This window comes from Thiomicrolovo immobilis, assembly GCF_039645955.1.
Classification (GTDB): Bacteria; Campylobacterota; Campylobacteria; order Campylobacterales; family Sulfurimonadaceae; genus Thiomicrolovo; species Thiomicrolovo diazotrophicus.
Map to the genome: position 1 here is coordinate 2245751 of NZ_CP147916.1, position 24595 is coordinate 2270345.

Here is a 24595-nt window from a genome sequence, read left to right on the forward strand (position 1 = left end):
TAATATATCATCAAAAAAAATTTTAACTACAAATTGATTGCAGAGTATTTTTTTCTTTACATACCACTACTACTGATCCTATGTGTATTCTTTCTATATAGCCTAATGCAAACTTTTATTGTTTCACCCATTTTGACCCCATACTTAGTCTATTAATATCAGTTCTTTGATACTTTGCAGCACATGTTTGGCTTTGGTCGCTTCTGCATCAACCTGATGCCCACTCTTAACTAATATATTCACGCTTATACCCGCTTGTAATCCGGCCTCAATATCACTCTCTTTATCCCCCACCAAAACTGAAGAGGCCATGTCTATATCAAAGGCTGCTTTCGCTTCTTCCAACATGCCAGGCTCCGGTTTACGGCAACTGCATTCACCTGAAAAATCCGGATGATGGGGACAATGGTAAACAGCATTTATTGTAACCCCTTCATCTGCAAAACGCTCAATCATCCATCGAGTCAATTGCTGATAATCATCTTCGGTGTATTTCCCCCGCGCAATCCCCGCCTGATTCGTAATAACGATAATGAGATACCCTTTTTCCTGGAAAGTGCGGCAGGTTTCAAAGACACCGTCAATGAATTCAAAATCCTCTATCTTGTAGAGGTAATTTTTTTCCTTGTTGATTACACCGTCACGATCAAGAAAAAGTGCTTTTCTCACACGTGCTCTTTCAGCTCGTCTTCTGCCCGGGAGTAGTCCTCCGGGATACCGATATCAATAAAGTAACCGTCAAAAACCACGGCACGGACACCTAACGCATCGAAGTACTCTTCCATAAAAGCTTCAAACGAGAATTTCTCGTCCAGATCAAAGCTCTCAAAAAGATCCGCAGATGCAAGATATACCCCGCCGTTGATATTGCCGCTTTCACGGCAGCCTTTTTCCGTAAAAGCCGTCACTCTGCCGGTGGCATCGCTTTCGACACAGCCGTAACGGTCAAAACGGTGCATTTTTTTCAACGACAGCAGCAATTTACTCTCTGGCTTCAATTGGTCACTTAACGTTTGGAGCGGGACATCAAAAAAAGTATCGCCGTTAATGATAAATACGTTTTCGCTTTTGACAGACTCGAATGCCTTTTTAATCGCGCCTCCGGTCCCAAGAGGTTCGTTTTCAACACTATAAACGAGTGCCATACCCTCATATGCCTCGCCAAAATAGTCCCTAATGCTCTCCCACTTGTAACCGACAGAGAGGATAATACGGTCAATGCCGTTTTTCTTTAAATACTGAAAAATATACTCCAGAAACGGCTTGCCGCCCACGGGGGCCATGGGTTTCGGCAGCTCGCTCACGACACTCCGCAGCCGCGTACCAAGACCACCGGCGAGAACGATCGCTTCCATTACGCCTCAAAGCCTTTGCCGAACAACGCTTCTTCGACAACAGAACAAATGATATGCCCAATAAGGATATGCGCTTCCTGAACACGCGGCGTTTCATTCGAAGGCACCTTGATGCAGTAATCGCAAAGCTCCGCCATCTTTCCGCCATTTTCACCCGTCAGCCCAACGGTCACAATCCCCTTTTCTTTACAGGTCTTCAGAGCTTCTACAACATTCTGCGAATTACCACTGGTTGAAATGCCGATAAACATATCACCTTCAACACTGTTCGCCTGTACCTGGCGTGAGAAGAGTTTTTCATACCCGTAATCGTTCCCGATCGCTGTCAAAATGGAAGTATCCGTTGTCAACGCGATCGACGCGAGTCCCGGCCGGTCAAAATAGAACTTGCTCACAAACTCCCCAGCGATATGCTGCGCATCCGCCGCGCTGCCGCCATTGCCCGCAATCAGTGTCTTGTTGCCGTTCTTGTAAACCTCTATGCACTTCGCTGACACTTCACGTATCAAGTCACTCAGTTCTCTATCTTCCAAGATCGCCTTCTTGATCTTGTACGACTTGTCAATCTGATTATCAATAAATGTTTGCATCACAATATTTTCCATCCTTTCGTTCCCTCTGTTACAAAGTGAAAATTCATCACTCTTCCGCCGTCATAGGCATTAAGCTTCTCAATAACCTGGAGTCGTTTAACCGGGTTGACGACAAACATCATAAAGCCTCCGCCTCCTGCACCGGAAACCTTTCCGGCATATGCACCTGCTTCAAGCGCTGCGGAGTATATCTGATCAATATGACTGTTTGATATCGAAACGGCCGTCCGCTTCTTGGCTTCCCAGGATTTACCGAGCGTTTCAGCGAATTTGGATATGTCTCCTTTTAAGATAGCCTCTTTCATAATATAGGCATCTGCTTTGAGTTCATGCATTGCCTGAATGGATTTCTCCTGTTTTGTTTCGGCATTCTTTTTTTGTTCATCAATAATTTTGGCCGACTCGCGCGAAGCACCTGTAAAAAAGAGTACCATCGACGACTCCAGCTCATCAATGATCCAGTTCTTTACCCGCAACGGATTTACGATGACCCTGTCTTTTTCGTAAAACTCCATAAAGTTGAACCCGCCGAATGTAGCGGCATACTGGTCCTGTTTCCCACCACTTAGGCCTATGTCTTTACGCTCTATGTCGTAAGCCAGTTGGGCAATATCATACTCACCCAGAGGAAGATTGAGCCACTCCACAAAAGCTTTGAGTATGACTACTACCATCGTCGATGACGACCCAAGTCCGCTGCCTGCGGGCGCATCTGAATACGTCGTCATATTGAACGAGAGCGGTTTGTTGTCATTGAAATCCCGTATTACCCGGTTATAAACACCTTTGTGCAGATCAAGCATACCGTCAATAGGAAGAGAACTCGTCGCCTTGTATTCAACTTTCTCGTTCCTATCTGCAGCCTCAAAAACAATCTTCTCCTCATCACAGACCTCGATGGTACAGTAAGCATACATATCAATTGTCGCATTGAGTACCACCCCTCCAAATTCGTCACAGTAGGGACTAACATCTGTCCCTCCGCCTGCCAATCCCAACCTAAGCGGTGCTTTTGATCTTATTATCATTGATGTATACCTTTGTTCTTAGCGGCTCAAAGGGACACGACCGCTTTTGATCTCATCCCGCCAGTGATTGAGTAAATCTTCGAACATTTTTTTCGTAGAAATTTCAGGTTTCCAATCAATAAATGATCTGATCTTAGTGTTATCAAACATCTGATAGTCAGCATCAATCGGCCGTAATCGGTCGGTATCCGTCTGAACTGTAATGTCATCCCGTGTACTGAAACTCAAAAGAACATCAATGACTTCCGGCAGCTTATATGCTTCCTCTCCCGCGATATTGAAAGCTTCCCCGCAAGGTACATTCCCTTTTTCACTTTCCAACGACAGCAAATAATAGGCTCTCACTGCATCGCGCGCATCCTGAAATGTTCTGACACTAGCCAAATTGCCTACTTTCACAATGGGCTCCTGAAGCCCCGCTTCAATAAGAGCGATCTGTTTCGCAACCGTACTTTCAAAAAACACATCGCTACGTCTCGGTCCCGTATGGGTCCCCATGCGCGTCACATAAGTCTTGATGCCATAAGCTTCACCATAAAATTGCCCTAAATAGTCGGTTCCTATTTTACTAATGCTATAAGGACTTGCCCCGTGAAACTTTGTATCCTCGGCTAAAGCTTCACCTGGTTTAGCTCTACCATATACTTCACTAGACGAACAAACGTGTACAACTGGATCATAATTCTCATTTTCTTTTAATTGTCGAATATTTTCCAATAGATTTGCCGTGCCGATAATATTGGTTTGGAGGGTTTCAATAGGGATATTAAACGAAGTTTTTGGGAAGGATTGAGCTGCCAAATGGAAAATAACATCCGGACGAACATCCTTGAGCATTCTTGCCATTGCCGCACAATCATTCAAATCGGCGTAATAAACACTTATGCGCTCTTTATTATTGATTCTTTCAGTCAGATGATATATATTTTCCATAGGCTCTTGCCAACGCATCATTCCAACAACGTCATAATCTGTCTTTTCCAAAAGAAAATCTGCCATTTGTGAGCCGACCTGCCCTGTAAACCCAGTAATCAATGCTTTTTTCGTCATGCTATTTTTTTCCTTTTACTATATTGTGTACCGCTTCACGTATCTTGATTGGTTTTCTACCCAAAAGTTGTTCAAGATATAGTGACACGAGCTCGATATTTTTTGGTCTTGCCATCCAAAAATTCTCATCCGGTTCAATTAATACATAATTCAAATTATTGCCTACTGCTTCATTGAAATAGTCTGCAATATCTTTCCTCGACACGTTTTCATTCCCGCAGATATTGAACTTTTGATTTGGGAATGCATCCCATTTCTGCAATATTGCCTCAATGGCGTCCAAAACGTCCTCCATGTATACTATTTTCCGATAGAATGGATGAAACACCTCGGCTGTTTTATTCTCTTTCAGACAGTTTTGAAGGTATTGCAAATATTTATCACCCTGCGATAGTACGTATGACAATCGAAATACTTTGAAATTATCTTTACCCGCGAAAGCTTTTTCAACTTCATCTTTCATCTTTGCATATTCACCAAAGGGGTGTGTAGGAGCATCTTCATTAACCGGTTCTGTTGTATTGCCGTAAATGACATCGCTAGAGAAAAATAATACTTTCCCCCCATTCTCAAGTACTTTTTCAATGAAATACTTAGTACCAGTCACATTGACACTGTATGCGTTTTCAAAATCATTCTCGCATTTATCCGGAGAAGAAATAGCAGCAAGAAAAATAACTTTTGTCTCACTGTTGATCTGTTGATAATCAAAAGACTCAGGAGCAGACAAATCTAAAAAAAAACCTTCTCCATTTATCGTCGAAGTAGTAAATGTATACCCGCCCCGCCGAATCAACTCACTAGCTATAAGACCGTTTCTTCCAATGACAAGATTCAAAAATTCCCTTTCTACTAATTATATTGTAATTAATTTTAGTGCTTTGTTATTACATATTTAATACTGATTCATATAAATCACAATATTGCTTCCCAATTGAATCTAATGCAAAATGTTCTTTAATACTAGCCCTTTCCTCAAGCGAGACCTGCTTTAACGATGTCATATCAGCCATTATTTCATGCAAATTTTCTGCCAAGCTTTCTACATTTTCAGCTTCAAATAGAAATCCATTCTTACCAGGAATAATGAATTCTTTAAACGGTCCAAAATCAGAAGCGAGTACCGGTGTACCGAAGCTCATAGAGCGAATTAAAACACCACTGTTGTAAATCTTCCTGTATGGGAGAACAACAAGGTCGGCTGCATTGAAATAATGAGGCACATCGTCATTATCAACATACCCAATCCGCTGATCGACATAGTTTGCAAGTCCGTATTTCTCAATAATATTTTCATATTCAGAATAATCATCTTTCCAAACTTTGCCGGCAATGACAAGAAGCGCTGAAGGTTCCTTTGTTATCACCTCCGCCAAGGCTTTTAGCAAGAGGTCAAGCCCTTTAACTTTTTTTATCTGCCCAAAAAACAAAATAACTTTTCTGTCTTGTGGCAGATTGAGATGTTCCCTAGCAATTTTTTTTTCAATAAAGTTAGAGTCTAAACTTTCAAAATCAAAATCAGGTCCATAAATGGTTTCTATCTTCTTACTCTCCACTATGCTAGGTTTCAGGTTATTTACCAATTCACGTTTGGCGTATTCAGTGTGTAACACAACCGCATCTAGTAGAGTAAGGAACTTTTCATATTCATGTTTCGAACTATCGCCTTTAGCATATTTTTCAAAAGATTCAACATCATGCACTGTCCCTACAACACAAAAACCAAACACTCTTTTAGCCAAAAGCAAGTTATAGTATTCAAGAAAACCAAAATCAATAAAATGTAAATGAATAATCTTTACTTTTTCTGCTTTTGCATTGAGTAAAGCAGAAAACGTTCCCTTCACATAATTCCAACCTCGGATCAGCTTATTTGTTTTGCCGTAAATATTTTTGTAAATGTGTTTAACAGCTTCATGTTCGGCAGTTGCATCGCAGGTATATAACAAAGCACTGCACCCATTTTGCATTCTTATAGAATCTAACATATTGAAGTCATACCAATCCATCCCACCATGTCCACCCACTGGTTCAATAATTGCTATATACTTCATGCTTGTTCCTTATACCAGTGAGAAAGATCTTTGTTTAGAAGAGCTTCCAGCTTCTCAATATCCGGACGATAAATTGCCACAAGTTCATTTCTAAGTTCCGGATCGAGTTGCGGTTTTTTCTTTCGTTCAAACAGTCGGTTCATCACTATTTCTTTCACTGCATCGGGCAAGAGTGCGGACAGAGTCTTACGAATATTCCTTGAGCTATACAACCTGTGTATTAATGCATTTTTTGGCATGGAAAAAGCGTTGTGTTCACGTGCGAGGTCAAGCTGAGTGTTTGTTTCGATTTTCAAAAACTTGTAGAGGTCCTGAATGACACCCTCTGTGTCCTTACGCAGATCCTCCTGAAAATAGATCTTGACCTGATTCAGACCAAAAAGATCGAGATAACGTTTGACTTGTTCATAGTAGAGCCCCAGAGCGACATACTGTTGATAGTAAAGTTTTTTATGCTTGTGGTTCCCAGTCTGATGCACTACTTCCTCATAGGGTTGTGATACCAGACCAAGTCTATAATCCATAAGGTAATGAGAATATCCACGTTCAACAGGGTCTCGCAGTAAAATGATGATTTTCGCATCCGGTATTGCATCGTGCAGTTTTTGTGGTGTCTTAGGATAGAACAGGTAGGAAACGCTTCCTTCACCTATGGCTTTCGCTGTACCAGCATCTTCAAAAAGCGCTTCATATTTTGCAAGGTTTCCTGCCTTGAAATCATCATAATACAACCCCTGTGCTTCTATCTCTTCTTTTGAGAAGAAATTCACCTCTTTTGGTTCACTCATGAATACCTCGGGATGTTCGGACAAATAATGGTAAAGTGAAGTTGTACCCGCTTTTGGAGCACCTACAATGAAAAAGTTTGGAAGCATTTTAGTCCTTAGCCAAGTAGGTTTTTATGGTCGCCATCATATTTTTCATCCTCTTGACATTTAACAGCAGCGCCATGCCCATTTTTATCGGGAAAGACAGATAATAGATCATTAGTAAAAGCAGATTAGGTCTAACATTTGAAAGCTCGTATCCCATCGCTTTCATCTCTTTTCCACAGTATTTTTCGCACAAATATATTTCGGTTTTTTTTAGACTTTTCGAATGTTTCCATGGATTGAGCCGTTTTTTGTTAATTCCCTTTTCTTCGGAATCATTCCCGTCCGATGAGCCCACTTGCGGTACGTCCAACATTTTCAGGTCATATGTTATAGAGAGAAATTCACAGATTCTTTTCAGCTCCGACTCCGGATTCAGAAGCAGCTCTTCAAAATGCACTAACATAAGACGTTCAGTCCTTTGCCTAGCTTGTTTTTTATACTCATTGACAGCTGCTTTCCAAACTAACGCAATCGTAATAGGATGATAATTGAACCAGGCACGAACAGCCTCACGTATCGGTATCTGTTTTGCACCAAGAAAACGTCTTTTCCATTTGTTTTTTTGCGAATTAAGTACATCTCTAGGATCCCGGACCATATTAATAATCCTGGCATCCAATGGAAGTTTTAAGATATCTTCCAGAAAAAAAAGATTTTTGGGAGTTTGTTCACATGGGATCGTCTTATGCTGCTTTTGTGTTTCATATAATGCAAAGATTTCGTATATTTCTTCGTTACGATATTCAATGGTCTGATCAAGTACAGAGTTCACTTCATCATAGTATGACTCCAATGATGAACACTCAGAAAAAAAACCTTCCCGCTGCAAACACAGCAACCTCGAAAAGAGCTGCACGGAATCATCAAAGGAAAGCTTTGCATTCTTCTCCTTTGCCGGATCATACATCATGCCGTAAAAATGAAGTTCTCCGAATGTAAAAACATCCTTATTTCTCCCAAGAATTCGTCCCATCATAGTTGTTCCACTACGTGAGTTTCCAACAACGAAGATCATTTCTCTACCTTCTACAACCATCAAACAAACCTTTTATTGCTGCCTTAAATAGATCTAAACGTCCTTTGTATATAAAACGCAACGGAGAAATTACGAATGTGTAGGTATAAGCTGTCACCTTTTGAGGATAACCTATGTACCTACTGATAAAATCTATTTTATTTCTGTGTGTATAGTAGATAGAAAAAGGGGATAATCTCCCGTTCGAGCTGCTTCCAACTTTGTGTTCAATTCGTGACAAAGGAGTTACTTTAAGACTCAAACCAGCATTAAGGATGCGCTGAACAAATTCAAGATCTTCTACATACATGAAATAATCCTCATTAAACAAACCTACTATTTCAATAGTTTTTCGTGGAACCAGTAACATACATCCACTCAAAAAAGTACTGTCTTTCAACACATTCTCAGTGCCATCCAAACGATTGAAGCCAAAATGTGACACCCGTGCTGTCCACGGATCAAGTTTCCCTCCATTAAACCAAACAATATCGGGTCTGTCATGAAAAAAAATCTTCCCTGAAACGGCACCTAGCGTCTGATCCTTTTCACAAAGCCGTACCATCGGTTCAATAAAACCCGGATCAGGAATAAAAATATCATTATTGAGTATTAGCACATAGTCTGCTCCATTGTGTAAAGCAAACTGGATTCCAACGTTATTCCCATAGCCATACCCACCATTCTGACCGCTTTGTAAAAGTGTGTATTTAGCACAGGAATCAGAGCGAGACATGGCTTCATCGAGAGATTTGAATACGACCAAGTCATCAGGAATTTGTGATTGAAGATAGTCCTGAATCTGCTTCATAGAGTCATCAGGTGAATCATTATCTATTACAACAACTCTATAATTAGGATAGGTGACTTTTTGTAAGCTATGCAGGCAGGAAATCGTGTCTTCCGAACCTTTGTAATTAAGTAGAACCACTGCTACTTTTGGTTGAGTATTTGTTTTCATCGAGACCTTTTCTGAGCGCACAAATAATGTTTTCTATATTTGCTGCTAATCATCAAATCAATGGCAATCCACCATTTTGTGCTGGGCTATATTCCAAATCTTTGCTTCTATCAGCTATTTTTTTTGCTGGAATACCACCTACAACTGTAAAAGGTGGGACATCTTTTGTCACCACTGCACCAGCAGCCACAACCGCACCTTTTCCGATTTTAACATTGGGCAATATGATGGCTCTGACTGAAATCCATGCATAGTCTTCAATAATCACCGGTCCGCCTGAAGAGCAAAACTTTTTATCGTTATAGTCATGTTGCATCGTCCAAACCATTACTTCAGAACTAAAATTTACATTTTTACCAATTGTTATTCCATTTCTTCCATCTAGAGTTGTTCCATGCCCAATTACAGTGCCTTCATCTAAACTAATTTTATGCGGTGCTCGAATGTGAAATGTCCCATATATAATTGCATTATTAATCCTCATACCCATAATACGCAAAACCGCATTGCGTATGGTTCGTGATGGTATATGTGAGGTGAATGACAAAATCAACCAATTAACGCTTTTTAAAAATTGTTTTAACGTTTTCATTTCAATATGTTCTCATACCCCAGTGCTTGAAGCATTGGATCGGTCTGAATCTTTTTGTAGAATTCAATTAATTCGTCATCCGAAACAAAAGAAAACTTTCTATCTTGATTTATAAATTGACATATCTCTTCAATCTTTTTCTTTTGATATTCTATACCCAGGAAATGACAAATTTTTTCAAAATTTTTTTGAGGCTCTACTAAAAAACTTTCATAGCTAAGATGAATAATTTCTCCATCAAAATCCATCGCTTGAGAGACATATTTCTTCCATAATTTGAACCCGGCTGATAGTTCTTCTAATTCAGGTGCACGACGAATATATACGCCTCTTTTTATAAGGTTTTTCATTACATTGTAATACCACTTCAGTTTTCCGTTCAAAGAAAATCTTCGTTCACGACTTCTTAGGCTTGCTGCTACATCAACAGGGTTCCTATGTATGTGAATGAATTTTGCTTTTGGAAAAACTTCTTTAATGACATCTAATGTCAATGTGTTTCTTGGATCTTTCCAGCCCCAAGAAAAATTTTTATCCAAATCAAGTGCATGATCCCCAAAAAAATTTTTCTCAAACGATGAAGTATTCATTGTATCTTTAAATAATTTTACAAATTCATTTTTTCGTTTAGAAATACATTGAGTAATGTCTTTGTCATCATTCCATGATGACTGACATTTATGAAGTAGTTGTTCATTCAATCGTAGAAAACTAACTGCTTCTCCATTTTGCTCTACAACATTGCCCATGAAAATATTGTAACTACTCAAGAAACCTGTCAACATTGTTGTACCTGATCTGTGCATACCAATAATAATGACTGGCTGACCAATTTGTTTCAACAATTTTTTTCCTTTTATTGAACTCATATTCTAGTTTTACTCGTATCTAATTTCTTATTTTCGAAGGCAAACAAGCATGTCGCATAAGATGGCAAAAAACTCTGCTCACAAGTCATCCTTCACTGGTCTGGCTTTTTAAATTAAAATATGTCGTGAATCCCAATTTTCTTTTTACATATATCGCAGCAACAATATTCAAAATAGAGGTCCCAACAGCTGTTGCAATGGCAGCTCCAAACATGCCGTAACTTTGGATAAGTAATATGTTCAAAAGAATACTAATCCCTGCTGCAAAAAGGATTATATTGCGTAAGACATTTTGATATCCGGTCATATTAAGAAAAACACCTACAGAGCCTGTGGCGGCATTGATCATCTGCCCGATCGTTAAAATGATCAAAATCATATTCCCTGAAACAAATTTGGGGCCAAAAAGTGTCATTACTTTCTCATTGAATACAATTAGCATAATCATCATTGCAAAAGAACTAAAAAAAATGAGTCGAGATGAATGGTTTATGACATTTTGCAGTTGTATATATTTTTTCTCCCAATATAACTCAGAAAATTTTGGTGCAGAAATACTATTAACAACTACCAATGACAAGCTGATAAATGTAGCAATTTTAAACGCCACACTAAAAATTCCAACTTCTTCTGTAGTGGAAAAAATTTCTAGTAATACCAAAGAAATATTTCCAATTATGAATGAAGCAATTGTCGTGACCAACATTGGTACTGATGTAGATACGAGTTCCTTTCTAGAAAAATCATAAATATTATTAATTTCGTAATACTTTATTTTTTTATTAATATAAAATAATCCAATAAAAGTGCTCACAATAATTCCAACACCAAGTGTATAAAGTGGAAGCATCTGATCAAACACGAATATACCTATGACAAATAGTAGGGCGATGTTGATCATAGGGCGATTGACGCTTCGCAAAAACTCGGAAACCTTGAGCTTTTTTAGTCCCCGAATGTACTCCACGCTAATACTCTGTAAAGCCATAAACGGCACGATGAATGCCGCGAATTGCAATGCAGGTTCATAGACCGAATTATCGAACACATTAATCGCAATAGTTTCCGCAAAAAAATAAAGAATACCGGCAAGAATAAGTGAAAAAGGCACGACCATTTCGACCGAGTAGCGGTAAAGAAGTTTCAGCTTCCCTTCTTCGCCCGACTTGTTGAACTGTCCAACATAACGTAATATTGAAACGTTCATTCCCATTGCGGCGATCATCGCCACAAAAGTCATTATGCTCAACGTAAGGTTGTACATTCCGATGCCCTCTGCACCATATTGACGTGAAATGATAAGCACAACAATATAACCAAGCATCATTCCTGACATCTTCAAAACAAATGTCACAGCACTACCGGCCAATATCTCTTTTAGATGAATGTCAGTGTTGAGTTTGTTTCGAAGCTTAGCGATCATTAAACTTTGTATTTCTCCAGATACCATTCGATGGTTTTGACAATACCCGTTTCGAAGTTTTCGTCAGCCTTCCAGCCCAGTTCCGTCTCGATCTTCGTTGCATCGATGGCATAGCGGCGGTCATGCCCGGCACGGTCCTCGACATAGTGGATCAGTTCCTTGTAGCTCCCCGCTGCTGTCGGATTGAGTTCATCCAGGATCTCGCACACCTTGTCCGCAATATAGTTGTTTGTCCGCTCGTTGCGGCCGCCGATGTTGTAGACCTCACCGTTTTTCCCTGTATGATAGACAAGGTCAATCCCTTTACAGTGGTCCAACACGTAGAGCCAGTCGCGGATGTTCTTGCCGTCACCATAAATGGGAATCTCTTCCCCAGCAAGTGCTTTGCGGATGATTGTCGGAATGAGCTTTTCGTCGTGCTGCTTCGGGCCATAGTTATTGGAACAGTTGGTAATGACCGTGTTCATACCATAGGTGTGGTGGTAGCTGCGAACGACCATATCGCTGCCCGCTTTGGAGGCGCTGTAGGGAGAGTTCGGCGCGTAAGGAGTCTCTTCGGTAAAGAGCCCCTCTGCCCCGAGTGTCCCGTAGACCTCATCGGTTGAGATGTGGTGGAAACGGCACCCTTCATAGCCTTCCTTATAGACAAATGGTTTTTCCATCCACTGTTTGTAGGCAACATCGATGAGGGTGAAGGTGCCATTAACGTTTGTCTGTACAAAAACGCCCGGATTCTTGATAGAGTTGTCCACGTGGCTCTCTGCCGCAAAGTGAATAACGCCACGGACGTCGTAGGTAGTGAAGAGGTACTCGACAAGTTCGCGGTTGCAGATGTCGCCTTTGACGAAGGTGTGACGCTCGTCGCCCTTAACCTCTTTGAGATTGTCCAGATTTCCGGCATAGGTCAGCAGGTCGAGATTGACAATGTGGTAGTCGGGGTACTTCTCCATGAAATAGGGGACGAAATTCGAACCGATAAACCCGGCACAGCCGGTGACGAGGATGCTTTTCATACGTTTTCTTCCTTCAGTTTTTCCAGACACGTCTTGAGTGAATCGCGCCAGTAGGGAATGGCGATGCCGTAGTCTGCTTTGATCTTCGCTTTGTTCAGCAGCGAATAGTGGGGCCGTTTGGCCGGGGTGGGGTACTCTTTCGTTTCGATGGCGTTGACGCTGCACTCCACGCTGCTTAGTTCGAAGATCGCCCTGGCAAAGTCATACCAGCTGCAGACACCTTCGTCAGCATAGTGCAGGATCTCGACACCCGGGTGGTCAAGTTTCGGGATGATCTCGATGATCGCCTGCGCCAGATCCCGGGCATAAGTGGGTGAACCCACCTGGTCAAAGATAACACCGAGCTCGTCACGTTCCCGTCCCAGCCTCAACATTGTCTTGACGAAGTTGTTGCCGAATGATGAATAGACCCAGGCCGTCCGAATGATCGCACTGTTCGCCGGAGCGATAGCCTGTATCGCCTTCTCGCCGTCGCACTTTGTCCGGCCGTAGACCCCCTGGGGATCGGTAGGGTCATTTTCAGCGTAGGGCCTGAAGTTGCAGCCGTCAAAGACGTAATCGGTCGAGAGCTGGATCAGCGAGGCCCCTTGGGCCTTGGCAATCTGCGCCAACGCCTCTACGGCTCTGTGGTTAATGGCATCGGCCATTTCTGGTTCGCTTTCGGCCTTGTCCACAGCCGTATAGGCGGCGCAGTTCACAATGATGTCGAAACTCCTGTCAGCAAAGTAGGCATCAATGGCTGCTTTGCTGGCAAGATCGAGGTCGCTGCGCTCCGCGAAGGTCCAGGTCATATCATTATGTACAGAGGAGAGCGCACGCAGCTCGCTGCCGACCTGGCCGTTCGCCCCCGTGACTAGAACATGCTTAGACACGCGGTGAGCCTTGGTGGGGAAGTACCCCTGGAGTGTAGTAGTCCATCTCCGCATCGAAAAGCGCATCTGCCTCTGTGAGCAGCGGCTGTTTTGTATCTTTGTCGGAGAGCTTCAATCCGCTCGGATCAATCTGCCAGTCAATCCCGATGGCCGGATCATTAAAGGCGATGCCCCGGTCGTTCTCCGGAGAGTAGTAGTTGTCGACCTTGTAGGCGAAGATCGCCTCCTCGCTAAGGACGACGAAGCCGTGGGCAAAACCGCGCGGCACGAAAAGCTGGCGCTTGTTCTCCTCCGTCAGCTCCACCGCGACGTGTTTGCCGAAAGTGGGACTCCCTTTGCGGATATCGACGGCGACGTCAAGGACCCGTCCTTTTATGGCGCGGACCAGCTTTGTCTGTGCGGCGGGATGGAGTTGGTAATGCAAACCGCGGAGTACGCCGTAGGAGGATTTGCTCTCGTTGTCTTGGCAGAAGTTCACCTTGAAGCCCAGAAAGGCCTCGAGGCTGTCCTGGCGGAAAGTCTCGACAAAGTAACCGCGTGCATCACCGTGAACGGTCGGCTCAATGATAATAACGTCGGGGATTTCGGTACGGACAAAGTTCATCGTTTTACGATCCCCTCTTTGGCTCTATGAAGCAGGTATTGTCCGTACTGGTTCTTTTTGAGCGGCTGCGCCAGTTCGACAAGCTGCGCCTGGGTAATGTAGCCCATCTCAAAAGCGATCTCCTCCAGGCACGCGACCTTGAGCCCCTGACGTTTCTCGATAGTCTGAATATAGTTGGAAGCTTCCAGCAGGCTTTCGTGTGTACCAGTATCGAGCCAGGCGAAGCCGCGGCCCATGACTTCCATCTTCAGCGCTCCCTGGTCGAGGTAGGTCTGGTTCACCGTCGTGATCTCCAGTTCGCCCCGCTCGGAGGGCTTGACATTCTTGGCGATCTCGACGACGGAATTGGGGTAGAAGTAGAGCCCGGTGACGGCATAGTTTGACTTCGGCGCTTTTGGCTTCTCTTCGATGCTCGTGACGTTGCCCTCTGCATCAAAGGCCGCGACACCATAGCGTTCCGGGTCTTTGACATAGTAGCCGAAAACCGTCGCCTTGCTCTCCTGCGCCGCGTTGAGCACCGACTGTTTCAGCAAAGAGGTAAACCCGTGTCCGTAAAAGATGTTGTCTCCCAGCACGAGGCAAACATCGTCGCCGCCGATGAACTCCTCGCCGAGGATAAAGGCCTGTGCGAGACCGTCCGGTGAAGGCTGCTCCACGTAGGTGAACGCCATCCCAAGGTCTTCACCGCTTCCCAGCAGCTCCTGAAAACGGGGAAGGTCTTTGGGGGTGGAGATGATCAGGACTTCGCGGATCCCCGCAAGCATCAAAACGGAGAGCGGATAATAGATCATCGGCTTGTCGTAAATGGGCGTCAGCTGCTTGCTCACCCCCTGGGTGATCGGGTAGAGGCGCGTCCCGCTGCCGCCGGCTAAAATGATTCCCTTCATAGTGATCCTTTCCGCGAAGTGTATTGCAAATAGTTTTCCAAACGATTACAATCTATTTTAAAATTGACTTTATTTAACAACAAACCAGGGGTTAAGCAGGTTCTCTTTGTTGTATACCATCGGTACGTCTGCTTCAGCGTCTGACTGATACTGATAGGTCATCTTCCCGCTTTCGCGCACGACGGCATCCGCCGCGGCCGTGTCCCACTCCATTGTCGGGGCAAGACGCGGGTAGACGTCGGCCTCGCCCTCGGCGACCATGCAGAGTTTGAGCGAGCTTCCCTTGGAGACCTGGTGGATCTCCTCCGTCGTCTTCGCCAACGCATCGATAAACGCCTGGGTCTCTTCCGAGAGGTGGGACTTGCTCGCGACGACATTGAGGTACATCTCCGGGGTCAGGTTGCGTTTCAGCGGCAGGCTCTGGCCGTTTTTAAACGCACCCTCCCCCTTTTTCGCCTTGTACATATCGCCCAGGGCCGGAGCGTAGACAACGCCGAGGACAGGTGCATCTTTATGGATAAGCGCGATATTGACGGTGAACTCACCGTTCTTCTTGATAAACTCTTTCGTGCCGTCAATGGGGTCGATACACCAGTAGTACTCCCACCCTTTACGCTCCTCGAAAGGCACTTCCTTGTTCTCTTCCGACATCAAAGGGATCTCCGGATAGAGCGCGGTCAAGGCGCTGCAGATAATCTCGTTGGAGAGCGTATCCGCCTCGGTCAGCGGCGACTTGTCGTCTTTGTATTCAACGCCGAAATCCTTTTCGTATACGTCCATAATGGCGTCCCCCGCCTTCTGGGCGATGGCGACAACGGCATCAAGTTCGATCTTTTCAAGCATTCAGGTGTCCTTTGGTTTCAAGATAGTCAATAACCTGCATCGCGGCCTCTTCGACGGGGATATTGTCATTGCGGATATGCACTTCCGGCGTTTCCGGCGCTTCGTAGGGAGAGTCGATACCCGTAAAGTTGGGGATCTCTCCGGCCCGGGCTTTTTTATAGAGCCCCTTCGGGTCCCTGGTTTCGCAGACGGCCAGCGGCGTATCGATAAAGACTTCGATGAACTCTCCCGCACCGACGAGGGAGCGTACCTGCTCCCGGTCGCTTCGAAAGGGCGAGATAAAAGCCGTCAGCACGATCTCGCCTGCGTCGACAAAAAGTTTCGCCACTTCGCCGATGCGGCGGATGTTCTCGATGCGGTCTTCGTCGGAAAACCCGAGCCCTTTGTTCAAACCGTGGCGGATGTTGTCCCCGTCGAGCAGGTAGGTGTGTTTGCCCATCTCCAGCAGTTTCGCCTCGACGGCATTGGCAATCGTACTTTTGCCCGATCCGCTCAGTCCCGTGAACCACAGCACACAGGGCTTCTGCTCCTTGAGTGCCGCGCGCTCGTTCATCGTAACATGGTGATCATGCCAAACAATGTTCTCCATTAACTCTCCTTGATTCAATTGCCGAACGGAAAAAATATCGGTACCAGTGCCAGCACTAGTGCGCTGTAAAGCACCGAAACCGGCAATCCGATCCTGACAAAGTCCGCAAATTTGTACCCGCCGGGACCGTAGACCATCAGGTTCGTCTGGTACCCGTAGGGGCTCATAAAGCTGGCACTTGCGCCGTAGGCGACCGCCATGATAAAGGGCATAGGGTCGGCGCCCAGTGCTGTTGCCGTTGCATAGGCGACGGGGAAGCTGAGGGCGGCTGCGGCGTTGTTCGTGATGATCTCCGTCAACAGGAACGTCATAAGGTAGACGGCGGCGAATGTGCCGTATATTCCCATGCTCCCCGTCGCCTCTTTAATCCCGTTGCCCAGCATCTCCGCGACGCCGCTGTTCATAAGCACCTGGGCGATTCCCAGCGCCGAACCGATGATCAGTACCAGTTCGAAGGGGAACGTCATTTTCACATCGCGCAGCGACAAGTACTTAAAAATGATGAAGAGACCCAGCAAGATGAAAAGGCCTTTCAAAAAGGGCAGTACTCCCGTTGCGCTTAAGACGATGGCGCCGAGGAAAAGGCCCAGAATAAGCAGACTCGTTTTCGTATCGAATTTATGATTGAGCGACAGGTTCGATACGAAATAGAAATTCTTTTTCAGATTCTCGCGTTTGGAGAAGTCCTCTCCCGCCGTCAGCAGGAGAGTATCCCCCGCCTGCAGCTCAATATTGCCCAGCTTGCCGGAAAGTTTCTCGCTTCCGCGCCGTACCGCGACGACCGCCGCATCGAACTTTGTCCGGAACTCCGCCGTCTTGATGGTGCAGCCCACCAGCGCCGATTCATGGGAAACGACGACCTCCGTCAGATTGTCCTGCAGGGGGCAGCGCTTGTTGTCGAAAATCGCCAGCCCTTTGAAACGGTTCAGCTCCTGAACGTCGCGCATATTGCCCGTAAAGATCAGGACATCCCCCGCCTGCAGCACCTCCCGAGGCGTGACGGGAGAGATCAGGCGATCCCCGCGCATGACTTCCGCCAAAAAGAGCTGCTCCATGCTGCGCAGACCGTTCTCCTGGATCGTCTTTCCGACAAGCGGCGAATCGGAACCGACCCGCGCCTCAAGAAAATAGCGTTCTTCCTGAGCACGCCCCTTTGCCGCATAGGTCGGCAGCAGCTTTGACCCGAACAGGCTCAAGAAGAGCCCCCCGGCCACGGCCAGCGGGAGTCCGACATAGATGAAATCAAACAGGGACAGCGGTGTGAGTCCCGCATCGACGACGAAGCCGTTGACGATAAGATTGGTCGACGTGCCGATCAGCGTCATCGTTCCGCCGAAGATCGCCGCATACGAAAGCGGGATCATCGCTTTGGAGGGGGCGACGTGTTTATTGTTTTTGACCATGCTCATCATCGATGCGACAACGGCCGTATTGTTCAAAAAAGCGGAAAAAAGCGATGTCAGCCCCGTCAATCGCAACATGGAGGCGAAACGGTTCGGCGAGAAGACGGCATGCGACAGCCACTCCACGACGGCCGTACGCTCGATCACGCTTGAAATGACGATCAGCAGTACCAGCACGATCAGCGACGGATTGACAAAGTTGTGCAGCATCGCTTTGGTCTCGATGAGCCCGGTAAGGTAGTAGAGCATCAACAGACCGAAAAAGAGCACGCCCGGACGGAAGGTGCCGCGGATAAGCAGCGCGATCAACCCTCCAAGCGAAAACAGTACCAGCATGACACTCATGGCGTTTTACTTAGTTTTTCTCAAATACGGAAACGTCACGGGCACCCCACTCGGGGAAGTGTTCACGTATGTAGGCGTTGAGCGCCTTTTCGGCCTCGGTATAGTCACGTACCGCTGCAACTTTCTCATGCTCCCGCGCGGCGACTTCGACGATCATCCCCGCCCCGACGGTATTGTTCGTCACGCGGTCAACCACGATAAAACTGCCGGTCTGACGGTTGTCGCTGTAGTGGTCCGCCGCGATGGGACGGTTGAGCACCAACTTGCACGAGGCAATATCATTGAGCGCCAGCGTATCGACCTGTTCACGCTCGTACGTATTGACATCGATCTTGTAGTTGATGTCTTCAAAACGACCGGTCGCGTCTGAGGTTGCCCGCTTGATGTAATAGCTCTGCTCCGGCTGCATCGGGGTCTCGTCCATCCAGACGAGCATCACTTTCAATGCATTGGAGACGCGGGGAACGTCATCCGTATGTACCAGCATATCCCCGCGGCTGATGTCGACCTCATCCTCTGTCGTGATCGTCACGGCCATCGGTGCATAGGCTGCATCCGCCGTTGCATGACGGTCCGCCTCGGTCACGTCGCCGGAGTTGATAATACTTTTGACGGTCGTTGTCTTGCCCGAAGGCAGCACGGTGATGGCATCACCGACGCGGACGCTGCCCGAAGCGATGGTCCCGCAGAAGCCGCGGAAATCGAGGTTCGGGCGGTTGACGTACTGCACCGGGAAGCGGAACGAGGCCTTATCCCCGGCGATCTGTTCGGCATTGCGGTAGTCGATGGTGTCGAGCAGTTCGAGCAGCGGTTTCTCTTTAAACCACGGCATACGGTCACTCTTGTCGACAACGTTGTCCCCGTCCAGGGCACTCATCGGAATATAAATCGTCTCCGGACGCGCCGCACCGTGCATCGGCAGCTGGTCGAGCACCTCTTTCTCATAGGAGTGCTTGATCTCCTCAAAGCGCTCTTCGGAAAAGTCGACAAGGTCCATTTTGTTCACCGCCACGACAATGTGACGGATCCCCAGCAGGTTGACGATGTAGGTATGGCGCCGCGTCTGGGTCAGGATCCCCTTGCGCGCATCGATGAGGATAATGGCAACGTCCGCCGTCGAGGCGCCGGTAACCATATTGCGCGTGTACTGCTCGTGGCCCGGAGTGTCGGCGATGATGTATTTGCGCTTGTCCGTCGCGAAGAAGCGGTAGGCGACGTCAATGGTAATCCCCTGCTCACGTTCGCTCTGCAGCCCGTCGACGAGCAGCGCCATATCGATCTTCTCGCCGGTCGTGCCATACTTTTTGCTTTCGCTCTCCGCGGCGGCGAGCTGATCTTCGAAGATCATCTTCGAATCGTAAAGCAGGCGCCCGATCAGAGTGCTTTTTCCGTCATCGACGCTTCCGCAGGTCAAAAAACGGAGCATATCCTTGTTCTCATGCTCCTTGAGATAAGCTTCGATATTCTCTGCCGGTGTATGCGCCATTAAAAGTACCCCTCGATTTTTTTCTTTTCCATTGCCCCTTCCTGATCCTTGTCGATCAGACGGCCTTCGCGTTCACTGCTTTTGGAAAGCAGCATCTCTTTGATGATCTCCGGCAGGGTGGCGGCCGAAGAGTTGATCGCTCCCGTCAGCGGGTAGCAGCCCAGTGTCCGGAAACGGACCATCTCGTTTTTCGCCTTGGCCTTGAGCTCTTCAGGCACCCGTTCGTCATCGACCATAATCTTGGTCCCTTCATACTCGACAACCGGACGTTCCTTGGCGAAATAGAGCGACGGAATGGGGATCTGCTCAAGGTAGATGTACTGCCAGATATCGAGCTCCGTCCAGTTGGAAATCGGGAAGACCCGAACGCTTTCGCCCTTCTGGATCGCCGTGTTATAGACGTTCCACAGCTCCGGACGCTGGTTTTTCGGGTCCCAGCGGTGCTGCTTGTCGCGGAAGGAGAAGATGCGCTCTTTGGCCCGCGATTTCTCCTCGTCCCGGCGCGCCCCGCCGATGACGGCATCGTATCCGCCCATGTTAAGCGCCTGCTTCAGGCCCTCTGTTTTCATAATGTCCGTATGCACCTTGCTGCCGTGTTCGAAGGGAGAGATATTCATACGCTCTCCCTCGGGGTTCGAATGCACGACCAGGTCAAATCCCAACTCTTTGGCACGGCGGTCGCGGAATTCGATCATCTCGCCGAACTTCCACTGGGTATCGACATGCAACATTGGAAAAGGCACTTTGCCGGGGGCAAAGGCTTTCATCGCCAGATGCAGCATAACCGAGGAGTCCTTCCCGACCGAATACATCATCACGGGGTTTGAAAAGGCTGCGGCGACTTCGCGCAATATGTGCACCGATTCGGCCTCAAGCTGTTTGAGGTGTGTCAGGCGTTTCTCATCTAGCATCTATGTTTATCCTTCCTTTTGAATCTATGGGTGTTATTTTGATTGCAGAGGCACTCTACCCTTGTGCAGGAACCACTCCAGGAAATAGCAGTAATATGCACTTTCATCATCTAGGCAGCTGTCTATAAATACGTTATCGTATTCCCGCTGCTGCTCTCTATAAAATCTTCGGATTCTACCTTTTCTCATATAAATAGTGCATTAACTAGTGGTTTAGTGTTACAAAATGCTAACAAATTTTTACGCTATCAGCGCACGAATATAGCTTATTTTTTAAACAATATCGGTCGGCATTGGTCACGAAAAACCGGTGGTGTCCCCACGAGGACTCGAACCTCGAGCTAGGCCTTAGGAGGGCCCTGCTTTATCCTGTTAAGCGATGAGGACGTATCGGAAGAAAAAGAAGAAAGATATTGTATCGAACGGAGCTTTCAATACTGGTAGACGCACTCTTTGTAGATAACATTGACAACGGGCTGAACGCCGTTGACGCGCCACTGCTCTTCGATGACACTCTGGCGCAATCCGCTGCGTTCGCGGTCCGCCGCACGGAGCTTGCGCACGATCTCCGTATAGCTGTAGTTGCGCGGATCGTTGCGGCACCAGACCATCAGTTCTGCCCCTTTGGCGATGTAGCGGTAGTAGTAGTCGTAGCGCGACGTCGGGGATTGGATACGTTTCGCGGCGCGGTACTGCTTGTCCAGCGCGGCAAAGTCGCTCTCCAGTTTATCGCACGACACCGCACTCAGCAGTACTGGCAAGAACATCAGGACAATGATGAATAGTCTCATGACCTTCACCTCGGCAAAGGGTGGATACCCTGCTGGATCGTGCCGCAGCGCACCTCTGTCACGACCGGCGGGTGGGTAATGGCATAATGTTTCAGCTCTGCAACGTTTTCCAGGTGGAATGAGGCGATGTCCGTCTTATCGGAGCTGATCTTCTTGCCGAGCATATACCACTTCGTTGTGCTCATCCGATCTTTGCAAAGCTTATAGATCTTCCCGCCCTCGCTCCGGAACTGCCGTATCACCTTTTCACTTGCCGGGGAGGGTATCTCGGCCTCTATCACCGCGTCATACGCCTTTTCAACCGGTGCGAAGGCTTCGAGCATCCGGGTACACTCCTGCCCTGTTGCGGCAAAAAGCAGCATAGGGACGATCAGGAAAAAAAGTTTCATAGGCAGCCCTTTGTAGCATGTAGCACATAGAGTGGACTACGAATTGCTACGCGCTATAATGCCGTTATGTGGTACACCTTCGATAACGACGATCTCATTCTTCATTTGCGTATCCAGCCAAAAGCGAGTTCCAACGAACTGGCCGAAATCATGGGCGAGGAGCGTAAACTGCGCATTACCGCCCCGCCTGTGGACGGCAAGGCCAATAAACACATCATAGCACTGCTGGCGAAAATGTGCAAGGTCGCCAAGGGGGACGTCACGATAGAGTCCGGGGAGCTGGGAAGGAATAAACGGGTGCGGATCAAAAGTCCCCGGCTTCTGCCCGACGGTATCGAACCGCCGGTGTCAGCGTAATCTGCATTATGTCTAATAAGAGCTTCGACACGTCGAAGCGCATTAAATGAAATCAAGAATTGGCCTTGAGCGCTCTTTGTAAGCCATCCCGGAGGCATAAAGCCGGGAGGGATGAGCGATTCGCGAAAGGCCGCTTTTTACGCTACTTTTTCTAAAAAAGTGGCAAAGAAGTATTATCCTCATTCTTTTCTTTTTCATAAGAAAAGAACCAAAAGAAAATCGTCGTTGCGCGAATCGCTCGCTGCTCCCGGCTTTATGCCTCCGCAGCGGCTTTCATGGCACGCTTAACGACCGTTTGCCTATTGATAGATGCGCTTCGACGTGTCGAAGCTTTCTTGTGCAGAAGAAAGAAAGTAGTGAGTGGCGAAGTAAGCCCGAAGCTTACTTCTCGTCAGCGACCATCCGGTCTTTGGCCGTGATCCCCATCAGGGAGAGGCCGGTGCGGATGGAGAGGGCGACCATCAGGAAGAGTTTGAGCAGTTTCGCTTCTTCCTCGGTCCCCAGTACGCGGTAGTCGTAGTAGAACTTGTGCAGACGGGCCGCGAGGGACTTGAGGTACTCCGGCAGCTTCTGCACCTGGCGCGATGCGAAGGCGTCCTCGATCACTTCAGGCAGCAGCAGCGCCTCGAAGAGCAGCGCGTCGGCGTCGGCATTGAGCCCTGTGAGCTCCGCCGCCATGATCTGCTCCTCCGTCAGCTCGCTCTTGGAGAGGATCGTCTGGATCCGCGCATGGGCGTAGTTGATGTAGTAGACCGGATTAGAGTTGTCCTGCTTCTTGAGCGTCTCGACGTCGAACTCCAGGGCCGTATCGCTCTTCTTGCTCGCGAAGATAAAGCGCAGGGCGTCCGCGCCGATCTCCTCGACGATGTCGCTCATCAAAATAACGTTGCCGGCCCGCTTGCTCATTTTGTACGGTTCGCCGTCTTTGAGCAGGCTGACCATCTGCGACAGCAGGATCTCCAGCTTCTCGGGGTCGTAACCCAGGAAACGCGCCGCCGCTTTGACGCGGGCGATATAGCCGTGGTGGTCCGCGCCCCAGATGTTGATATAGTGGTCAAACCCCTGCTCGAACTTGCGGTTGTGGTAGACGATGTCGCCGGCCAGGTAGGTCGGACGGCCGTCTTCGCGCACGACGACCCGGTCTTTCTCGTCCCCGTGCTCCGTCGAACGGAGCCAGAGCTTCTCCTCGCCCTCGTAAACGCCATCGCCCAGCTTCTTCATCACCCGGTCCCAGTCGTCGTAGAGCGACGCTTCGCTGACGAAGGTGTCGAAGTGGATATTCGCGTCGCCCAGGTCGGAGACGATCAGAGCCATCACCTTGTCCTTCGCCCAGAGCGCGAGCTCTTTCTGGCGGTCAACGTTGGTGAGGATGTCGCTGCCGAATGCGCCGAGTGCCTCTTCGGCCAGGATCGTCATGTATTCGCCGCGGTAGTACTTCTCCGGCCACTCGACTTCCATGTTGAGGACGCTGTGCTGCCCTTCGAGCTGCAGGCTCAGGCCCAGCAGGTCGATCTGGTTCCCGGCGTCGTTGACATAGTACTCGGCCGTGATGTCGTAGCCCAGGCGGCGTCCGAGGCGCAAGAGCGTGTCGCCGTAGACCGCGCCGCGGGCATGGCCGATGTGCAGCGGTCCCGTCGGGTTCGCGCTGACGAACTCGAGCAGGATCTTGCCTTCCCGGTCGGCATGGCCGAACTGCTCAGGGTTTTGCAGGGCCCAGCCGGCGTATTCGTCCATAAAGGCTTCGGAGAGTCGGAAGTTGATGTACCCCTTCGTCGCTTCGACCGCGGAGAACATCGCATGTTCGCCGAATGAGGAGGCCAGTTCGTCGGCGATCACCATCGGTGATTTGCGCAACTCCTTGGCCAGCGAGAATGCAATGGGGGTGGCGTAGTGCCCGAAGGAGCGGTCCTTGGGCTTTTCGAGCACGACTTCGCGCTCAAATTGCGCTTTGAGAAGCGCCGATACACGCTGTTTCAAATCGATTACGCCTGTTTTTCGGATTCTTTGGGTGCTTCGGAAGCCGCCGTTGCGTCACCGCCCTCGACTTTTTTGGGGGCCTCGTTGCTTGCAACCTCTTCCGGTTCGTCTTTCATCTCATTCTTGAAGTTCTTGATTCCCTTGCCGATACCCTTGGCAAGATCCGGAATTTTTTTCGCACCGAAGAGCAGGACGATGATCCCGAAAATCAACAGCAGTTCAGTTCCGCTTGGCATACCCATAGTAATTCCTTAGGTGGTTTTTTTGGAAATGTAATAATAGCGAAAAAATGCAGGGATATTGGTTAGTAAAA

The 24595-nt window shown here is 47.6% G+C and carries 27 protein-coding genes and 1 tRNA gene; 1 reads left to right on the forward strand and 27 read right to left on the reverse strand.

Features of this window, described 5'->3' with window-relative positions; all coding sequences use genetic code 11:
* Positions 1–144: 144 nt before the first annotated feature.
* The 25 genes from gmhB to WCX72_RS11680 form a co-directional block, all read right to left on the reverse strand.
* Positions 145–669: a D-glycero-beta-D-manno-heptose 1,7-bisphosphate 7-phosphatase gene (gmhB, locus tag WCX72_RS11560; protein WP_345969898.1), complete on the reverse strand. Its 525-nt coding sequence runs from the start codon at positions 667–669 to the stop codon at positions 145–147.
* Positions 666–1355: a nucleotidyltransferase family protein gene (locus WCX72_RS11565; protein ID WP_345969899.1), complete on the reverse strand. Its 690-nt coding sequence runs from the start codon at positions 1353–1355 to the stop codon at positions 666–668. Before WCX72_RS11565 ends, gmhB begins: the two co-directional genes overlap by 4 nt.
* Positions 1355–1960, reverse strand: a complete 606-nt coding sequence (locus WCX72_RS11570; protein WP_345969900.1) for a D-sedoheptulose 7-phosphate isomerase — start codon at positions 1958–1960, stop codon at positions 1355–1357. Before WCX72_RS11570 ends, WCX72_RS11565 begins: the two co-directional genes overlap by 1 nt.
* Positions 1945–2976 (reverse strand): dehydrogenase, encoded by a 1032-nt coding sequence (locus WCX72_RS11575; protein WP_345969901.1) that lies wholly within the window; start codon positions 2974–2976, stop codon positions 1945–1947. The genes WCX72_RS11570 and WCX72_RS11575 overlap by 16 nt, the downstream gene beginning before the upstream one ends.
* An 18-nt stretch (positions 2977–2994) precedes the next feature.
* Positions 2995–4026 carry a GDP-mannose 4,6-dehydratase gene (locus WCX72_RS11580; RefSeq protein ID WP_345969902.1) on the reverse strand — a complete coding sequence of 344 codons (1032 nt, stop codon included), beginning with the start codon at positions 4024–4026 and terminating at the stop codon, positions 2995–2997.
* A 1-nt stretch (position 4027) separates the two neighbouring features.
* Complete coding sequence (locus tag WCX72_RS11585) at positions 4028–4864, reverse strand: sugar nucleotide-binding protein (RefSeq protein ID WP_345969903.1); 837 nt, start codon at positions 4862–4864, stop codon at positions 4028–4030.
* Between the two features lie 49 nt (positions 4865–4913).
* Positions 4914–6080 carry a glycosyltransferase family 4 protein gene (locus tag WCX72_RS11590; RefSeq protein ID WP_345969904.1) on the reverse strand — a complete coding sequence of 389 codons (1167 nt, stop codon included), beginning with the start codon at positions 6078–6080 and terminating at the stop codon, positions 4914–4916.
* A complete protein-coding gene (locus tag WCX72_RS11595) occupies positions 6077–6955 on the reverse strand; it encodes a sulfotransferase domain-containing protein (protein ID WP_345969905.1) in 879 nt (292 codons plus the stop codon). Before WCX72_RS11595 ends, WCX72_RS11590 begins: the two co-directional genes overlap by 4 nt.
* A 1-nt stretch (position 6956) precedes the next feature.
* On the reverse strand, positions 6957–7991 hold the full coding sequence (locus WCX72_RS11600) for a sulfotransferase (RefSeq protein ID WP_345969906.1): 1035 nt from the start codon (positions 7989–7991) through the stop codon (positions 6957–6959).
* On the reverse strand, positions 7975–8931 hold the full coding sequence (locus WCX72_RS11605) for a glycosyltransferase family 2 protein (RefSeq protein WP_345969907.1): 957 nt from the start codon (positions 8929–8931) through the stop codon (positions 7975–7977). The genes WCX72_RS11600 and WCX72_RS11605 overlap by 17 nt, the downstream gene beginning before the upstream one ends.
* A 52-nt stretch (positions 8932–8983) precedes the next feature.
* A complete protein-coding gene (locus WCX72_RS11610) occupies positions 8984–9523 on the reverse strand; it encodes a hypothetical protein (RefSeq protein ID WP_345969908.1) in 540 nt (179 codons plus the stop codon).
* A complete protein-coding gene (locus tag WCX72_RS11615) occupies positions 9520–10365 on the reverse strand; it encodes a sulfotransferase (RefSeq protein WP_345969909.1) in 846 nt (281 codons plus the stop codon). Before WCX72_RS11615 ends, WCX72_RS11610 begins: the two co-directional genes overlap by 4 nt.
* 112 nt (positions 10366–10477) lie before the next feature.
* Entirely contained in the window at positions 10478–11815 is a 1338-nt protein-coding gene (locus tag WCX72_RS11620; RefSeq protein ID WP_345969910.1) for a flippase, read from the reverse strand.
* Positions 11815–12828 carry a dTDP-glucose 4,6-dehydratase gene (rfbB, locus tag WCX72_RS11625; RefSeq protein ID WP_345969911.1) on the reverse strand — a complete coding sequence of 338 codons (1014 nt, stop codon included), beginning with the start codon at positions 12826–12828 and terminating at the stop codon, positions 11815–11817. The genes WCX72_RS11620 and rfbB overlap by 1 nt, the downstream gene beginning before the upstream one ends.
* Positions 12825–13700, reverse strand: a complete 876-nt coding sequence (gene rfbD, locus WCX72_RS11630) for a dTDP-4-dehydrorhamnose reductase (RefSeq protein WP_345969912.1) — start codon at positions 13698–13700, stop codon at positions 12825–12827. The genes rfbB and rfbD overlap by 4 nt, the downstream gene beginning before the upstream one ends.
* Positions 13693–14304, reverse strand: coding sequence for a dTDP-4-dehydrorhamnose 3,5-epimerase (gene rfbC / locus WCX72_RS11635; protein WP_345969913.1), 612 nt, complete (start codon positions 14302–14304; stop codon positions 13693–13695). The genes rfbD and rfbC overlap by 8 nt, the downstream gene beginning before the upstream one ends.
* The gene (rfbA, locus tag WCX72_RS11640) at positions 14301–15191 is read right to left on the reverse strand and encodes a glucose-1-phosphate thymidylyltransferase RfbA (protein WP_345969914.1); all 891 of its coding nucleotides are present in this window, start codon (positions 15189–15191) and stop codon (positions 14301–14303) included. The genes rfbC and rfbA overlap by 4 nt, the downstream gene beginning before the upstream one ends.
* Before the next feature lie 69 nt (positions 15192–15260).
* Complete coding sequence (cysQ, locus tag WCX72_RS11645; RefSeq protein ID WP_345969915.1) at positions 15261–16034, reverse strand: 3'(2'),5'-bisphosphate nucleotidase CysQ; 774 nt, start codon at positions 16032–16034, stop codon at positions 15261–15263.
* The gene (gene cysC, locus WCX72_RS11650) at positions 16027–16623 is read right to left on the reverse strand and encodes an adenylyl-sulfate kinase (protein WP_345969916.1); all 597 of its coding nucleotides are present in this window, start codon (positions 16621–16623) and stop codon (positions 16027–16029) included. Before cysC ends, cysQ begins: the two co-directional genes overlap by 8 nt.
* A 14-nt stretch (positions 16624–16637) precedes the next feature.
* On the reverse strand, positions 16638–18362 hold the full coding sequence (locus WCX72_RS11655; protein ID WP_345969917.1) for an SLC13 family permease: 1725 nt from the start codon (positions 18360–18362) through the stop codon (positions 16638–16640).
* A gap of 19 nt (positions 18363–18381) precedes the next feature.
* Complete coding sequence (cysN, locus tag WCX72_RS11660) at positions 18382–19857, reverse strand: sulfate adenylyltransferase subunit CysN (protein ID WP_345969918.1); 1476 nt, start codon at positions 19855–19857, stop codon at positions 18382–18384.
* Positions 19857–20768: a sulfate adenylyltransferase subunit CysD gene (gene cysD, locus WCX72_RS11665; RefSeq protein WP_231019237.1), complete on the reverse strand. Its 912-nt coding sequence runs from the start codon at positions 20766–20768 to the stop codon at positions 19857–19859. The genes cysN and cysD overlap by 1 nt, the downstream gene beginning before the upstream one ends.
* Before the next feature lie 311 nt (positions 20769–21079).
* A tRNA-Arg gene (locus tag WCX72_RS11670) sits at positions 21080–21155 on the reverse strand.
* A gap of 44 nt (positions 21156–21199) precedes the next feature.
* Positions 21200–21559 carry a hypothetical protein gene (locus tag WCX72_RS11675; RefSeq protein WP_345969919.1) on the reverse strand — a complete coding sequence of 120 codons (360 nt, stop codon included), beginning with the start codon at positions 21557–21559 and terminating at the stop codon, positions 21200–21202.
* Positions 21560–21564: 5 nt separating this feature from the next.
* A complete protein-coding gene (locus WCX72_RS11680) occupies positions 21565–21948 on the reverse strand; it encodes a hypothetical protein (protein ID WP_345969920.1) in 384 nt (127 codons plus the stop codon).
* Positions 21949–22014: 66 nt separating this feature from the next.
* Here WCX72_RS11680 and WCX72_RS11685 point away from each other — a divergent pair, with 66 nt between their 5' ends.
* Positions 22015–22305 carry a DUF167 family protein gene (locus WCX72_RS11685; RefSeq protein WP_345969921.1) on the forward strand — a complete coding sequence of 97 codons (291 nt, stop codon included), beginning with the start codon at positions 22015–22017 and terminating at the stop codon, positions 22303–22305.
* Between the two features lie 381 nt (positions 22306–22686).
* On the opposite strand, the gene argS is transcribed toward WCX72_RS11685, so the two are convergent.
* Both argS and WCX72_RS11695 read right to left on the reverse strand, forming a co-directional pair.
* A complete protein-coding gene (gene argS / locus WCX72_RS11690) occupies positions 22687–24282 on the reverse strand; it encodes an arginine--tRNA ligase (protein ID WP_345969922.1) in 1596 nt (531 codons plus the stop codon).
* Positions 24283–24287: 5 nt separating this feature from the next.
* A complete protein-coding gene (locus tag WCX72_RS11695; protein WP_231019243.1) occupies positions 24288–24524 on the reverse strand; it encodes a twin-arginine translocase TatA/TatE family subunit in 237 nt (78 codons plus the stop codon).
* Between the last annotated feature and the right edge of the window lie 71 nt (positions 24525–24595).

What these genes read in the sequence shown, in the direction of transcription:
- WCX72_RS11590 (WP_345969904.1), bottom strand. Translation starts at nt 6,080, where the DNA reads ATGAAGTATATAGCAATTATTGAACCAGTGGGTGGACATGGTGGGATG.
- rfbC (WP_345969913.1), bottom strand. Translation starts at nt 14,304, where the DNA reads ATGAACTTTGTCCGTACCGAAATCCCCGACGTTATTATCATTGAGCCG.
- WCX72_RS11565 (WP_345969899.1), bottom strand. Translation starts at nt 1,355, where the DNA reads ATGGAAGCGATCGTTCTCGCCGGTGGTCTTGGTACGCGGCTGCGGAGT.
- WCX72_RS11610 (WP_345969908.1), bottom strand. Translation starts at nt 9,523, where the DNA reads ATGAAAACGTTAAAACAATTTTTAAAAAGCGTTAATTGGTTGATTTTG.
- cysQ (WP_345969915.1), bottom strand. Translation starts at nt 16,034, where the DNA reads ATGCTTGAAAAGATCGAACTTGATGCCGTTGTCGCCATCGCCCAGAAG.
- WCX72_RS11675 (WP_345969919.1), bottom strand. Translation starts at nt 21,559, where the DNA reads ATGAGACTATTCATCATTGTCCTGATGTTCTTGCCAGTACTGCTGAGT.
- WCX72_RS11575 (WP_345969901.1), bottom strand. Translation starts at nt 2,976, where the DNA reads ATGATAATAAGATCAAAAGCACCGCTTAGGTTGGGATTGGCAGGCGGA.
- WCX72_RS11605 (WP_345969907.1), bottom strand. Translation starts at nt 8,931, where the DNA reads ATGAAAACAAATACTCAACCAAAAGTAGCAGTGGTTCTACTTAATTAC.
- cysC (WP_345969916.1), bottom strand. Translation starts at nt 16,623, where the DNA reads ATGGAGAACATTGTTTGGCATGATCACCATGTTACGATGAACGAGCGC.
- cysN (WP_345969918.1), bottom strand. Translation starts at nt 19,857, where the DNA reads ATGGCGCATACACCGGCAGAGAATATCGAAGCTTATCTCAAGGAGCAT.
- WCX72_RS11655 (WP_345969917.1), bottom strand. Translation starts at nt 18,362, where the DNA reads ATGCTGGTACTGTTTTCGCTTGGAGGGTTGATCGCGCTGCTTATCCGC.
- WCX72_RS11695 (WP_231019243.1), bottom strand. Translation starts at nt 24,524, where the DNA reads ATGGGTATGCCAAGCGGAACTGAACTGCTGTTGATTTTCGGGATCATC.
- WCX72_RS11685 (WP_345969921.1), top strand. Translation starts at nt 22,015, where the DNA reads ATGTGGTACACCTTCGATAACGACGATCTCATTCTTCATTTGCGTATC.
- rfbA (WP_345969914.1), bottom strand. Translation starts at nt 15,191, where the DNA reads ATGAAGGGAATCATTTTAGCCGGCGGCAGCGGGACGCGCCTCTACCCG.
- WCX72_RS11580 (WP_345969902.1), bottom strand. Translation starts at nt 4,026, where the DNA reads ATGACGAAAAAAGCATTGATTACTGGGTTTACAGGGCAGGTCGGCTCA.
- WCX72_RS11620 (WP_345969910.1), bottom strand. Translation starts at nt 11,815, where the DNA reads ATGATCGCTAAGCTTCGAAACAAACTCAACACTGACATTCATCTAAAA.
- WCX72_RS11680 (WP_345969920.1), bottom strand. Translation starts at nt 21,948, where the DNA reads ATGAAACTTTTTTTCCTGATCGTCCCTATGCTGCTTTTTGCCGCAACA.
- cysD (WP_231019237.1), bottom strand. Translation starts at nt 20,768, where the DNA reads ATGCTAGATGAGAAACGCCTGACACACCTCAAACAGCTTGAGGCCGAA.
- WCX72_RS11600 (WP_345969906.1), bottom strand. Translation starts at nt 7,991, where the DNA reads ATGGTTGTAGAAGGTAGAGAAATGATCTTCGTTGTTGGAAACTCACGT.
- WCX72_RS11595 (WP_345969905.1), bottom strand. Translation starts at nt 6,955, where the DNA reads ATGCTTCCAAACTTTTTCATTGTAGGTGCTCCAAAAGCGGGTACAACT.
- WCX72_RS11570 (WP_345969900.1), bottom strand. Translation starts at nt 1,960, where the DNA reads ATGGAAAATATTGTGATGCAAACATTTATTGATAATCAGATTGACAAG.
- rfbB (WP_345969911.1), bottom strand. Translation starts at nt 12,828, where the DNA reads ATGAAAAGCATCCTCGTCACCGGCTGTGCCGGGTTTATCGGTTCGAAT.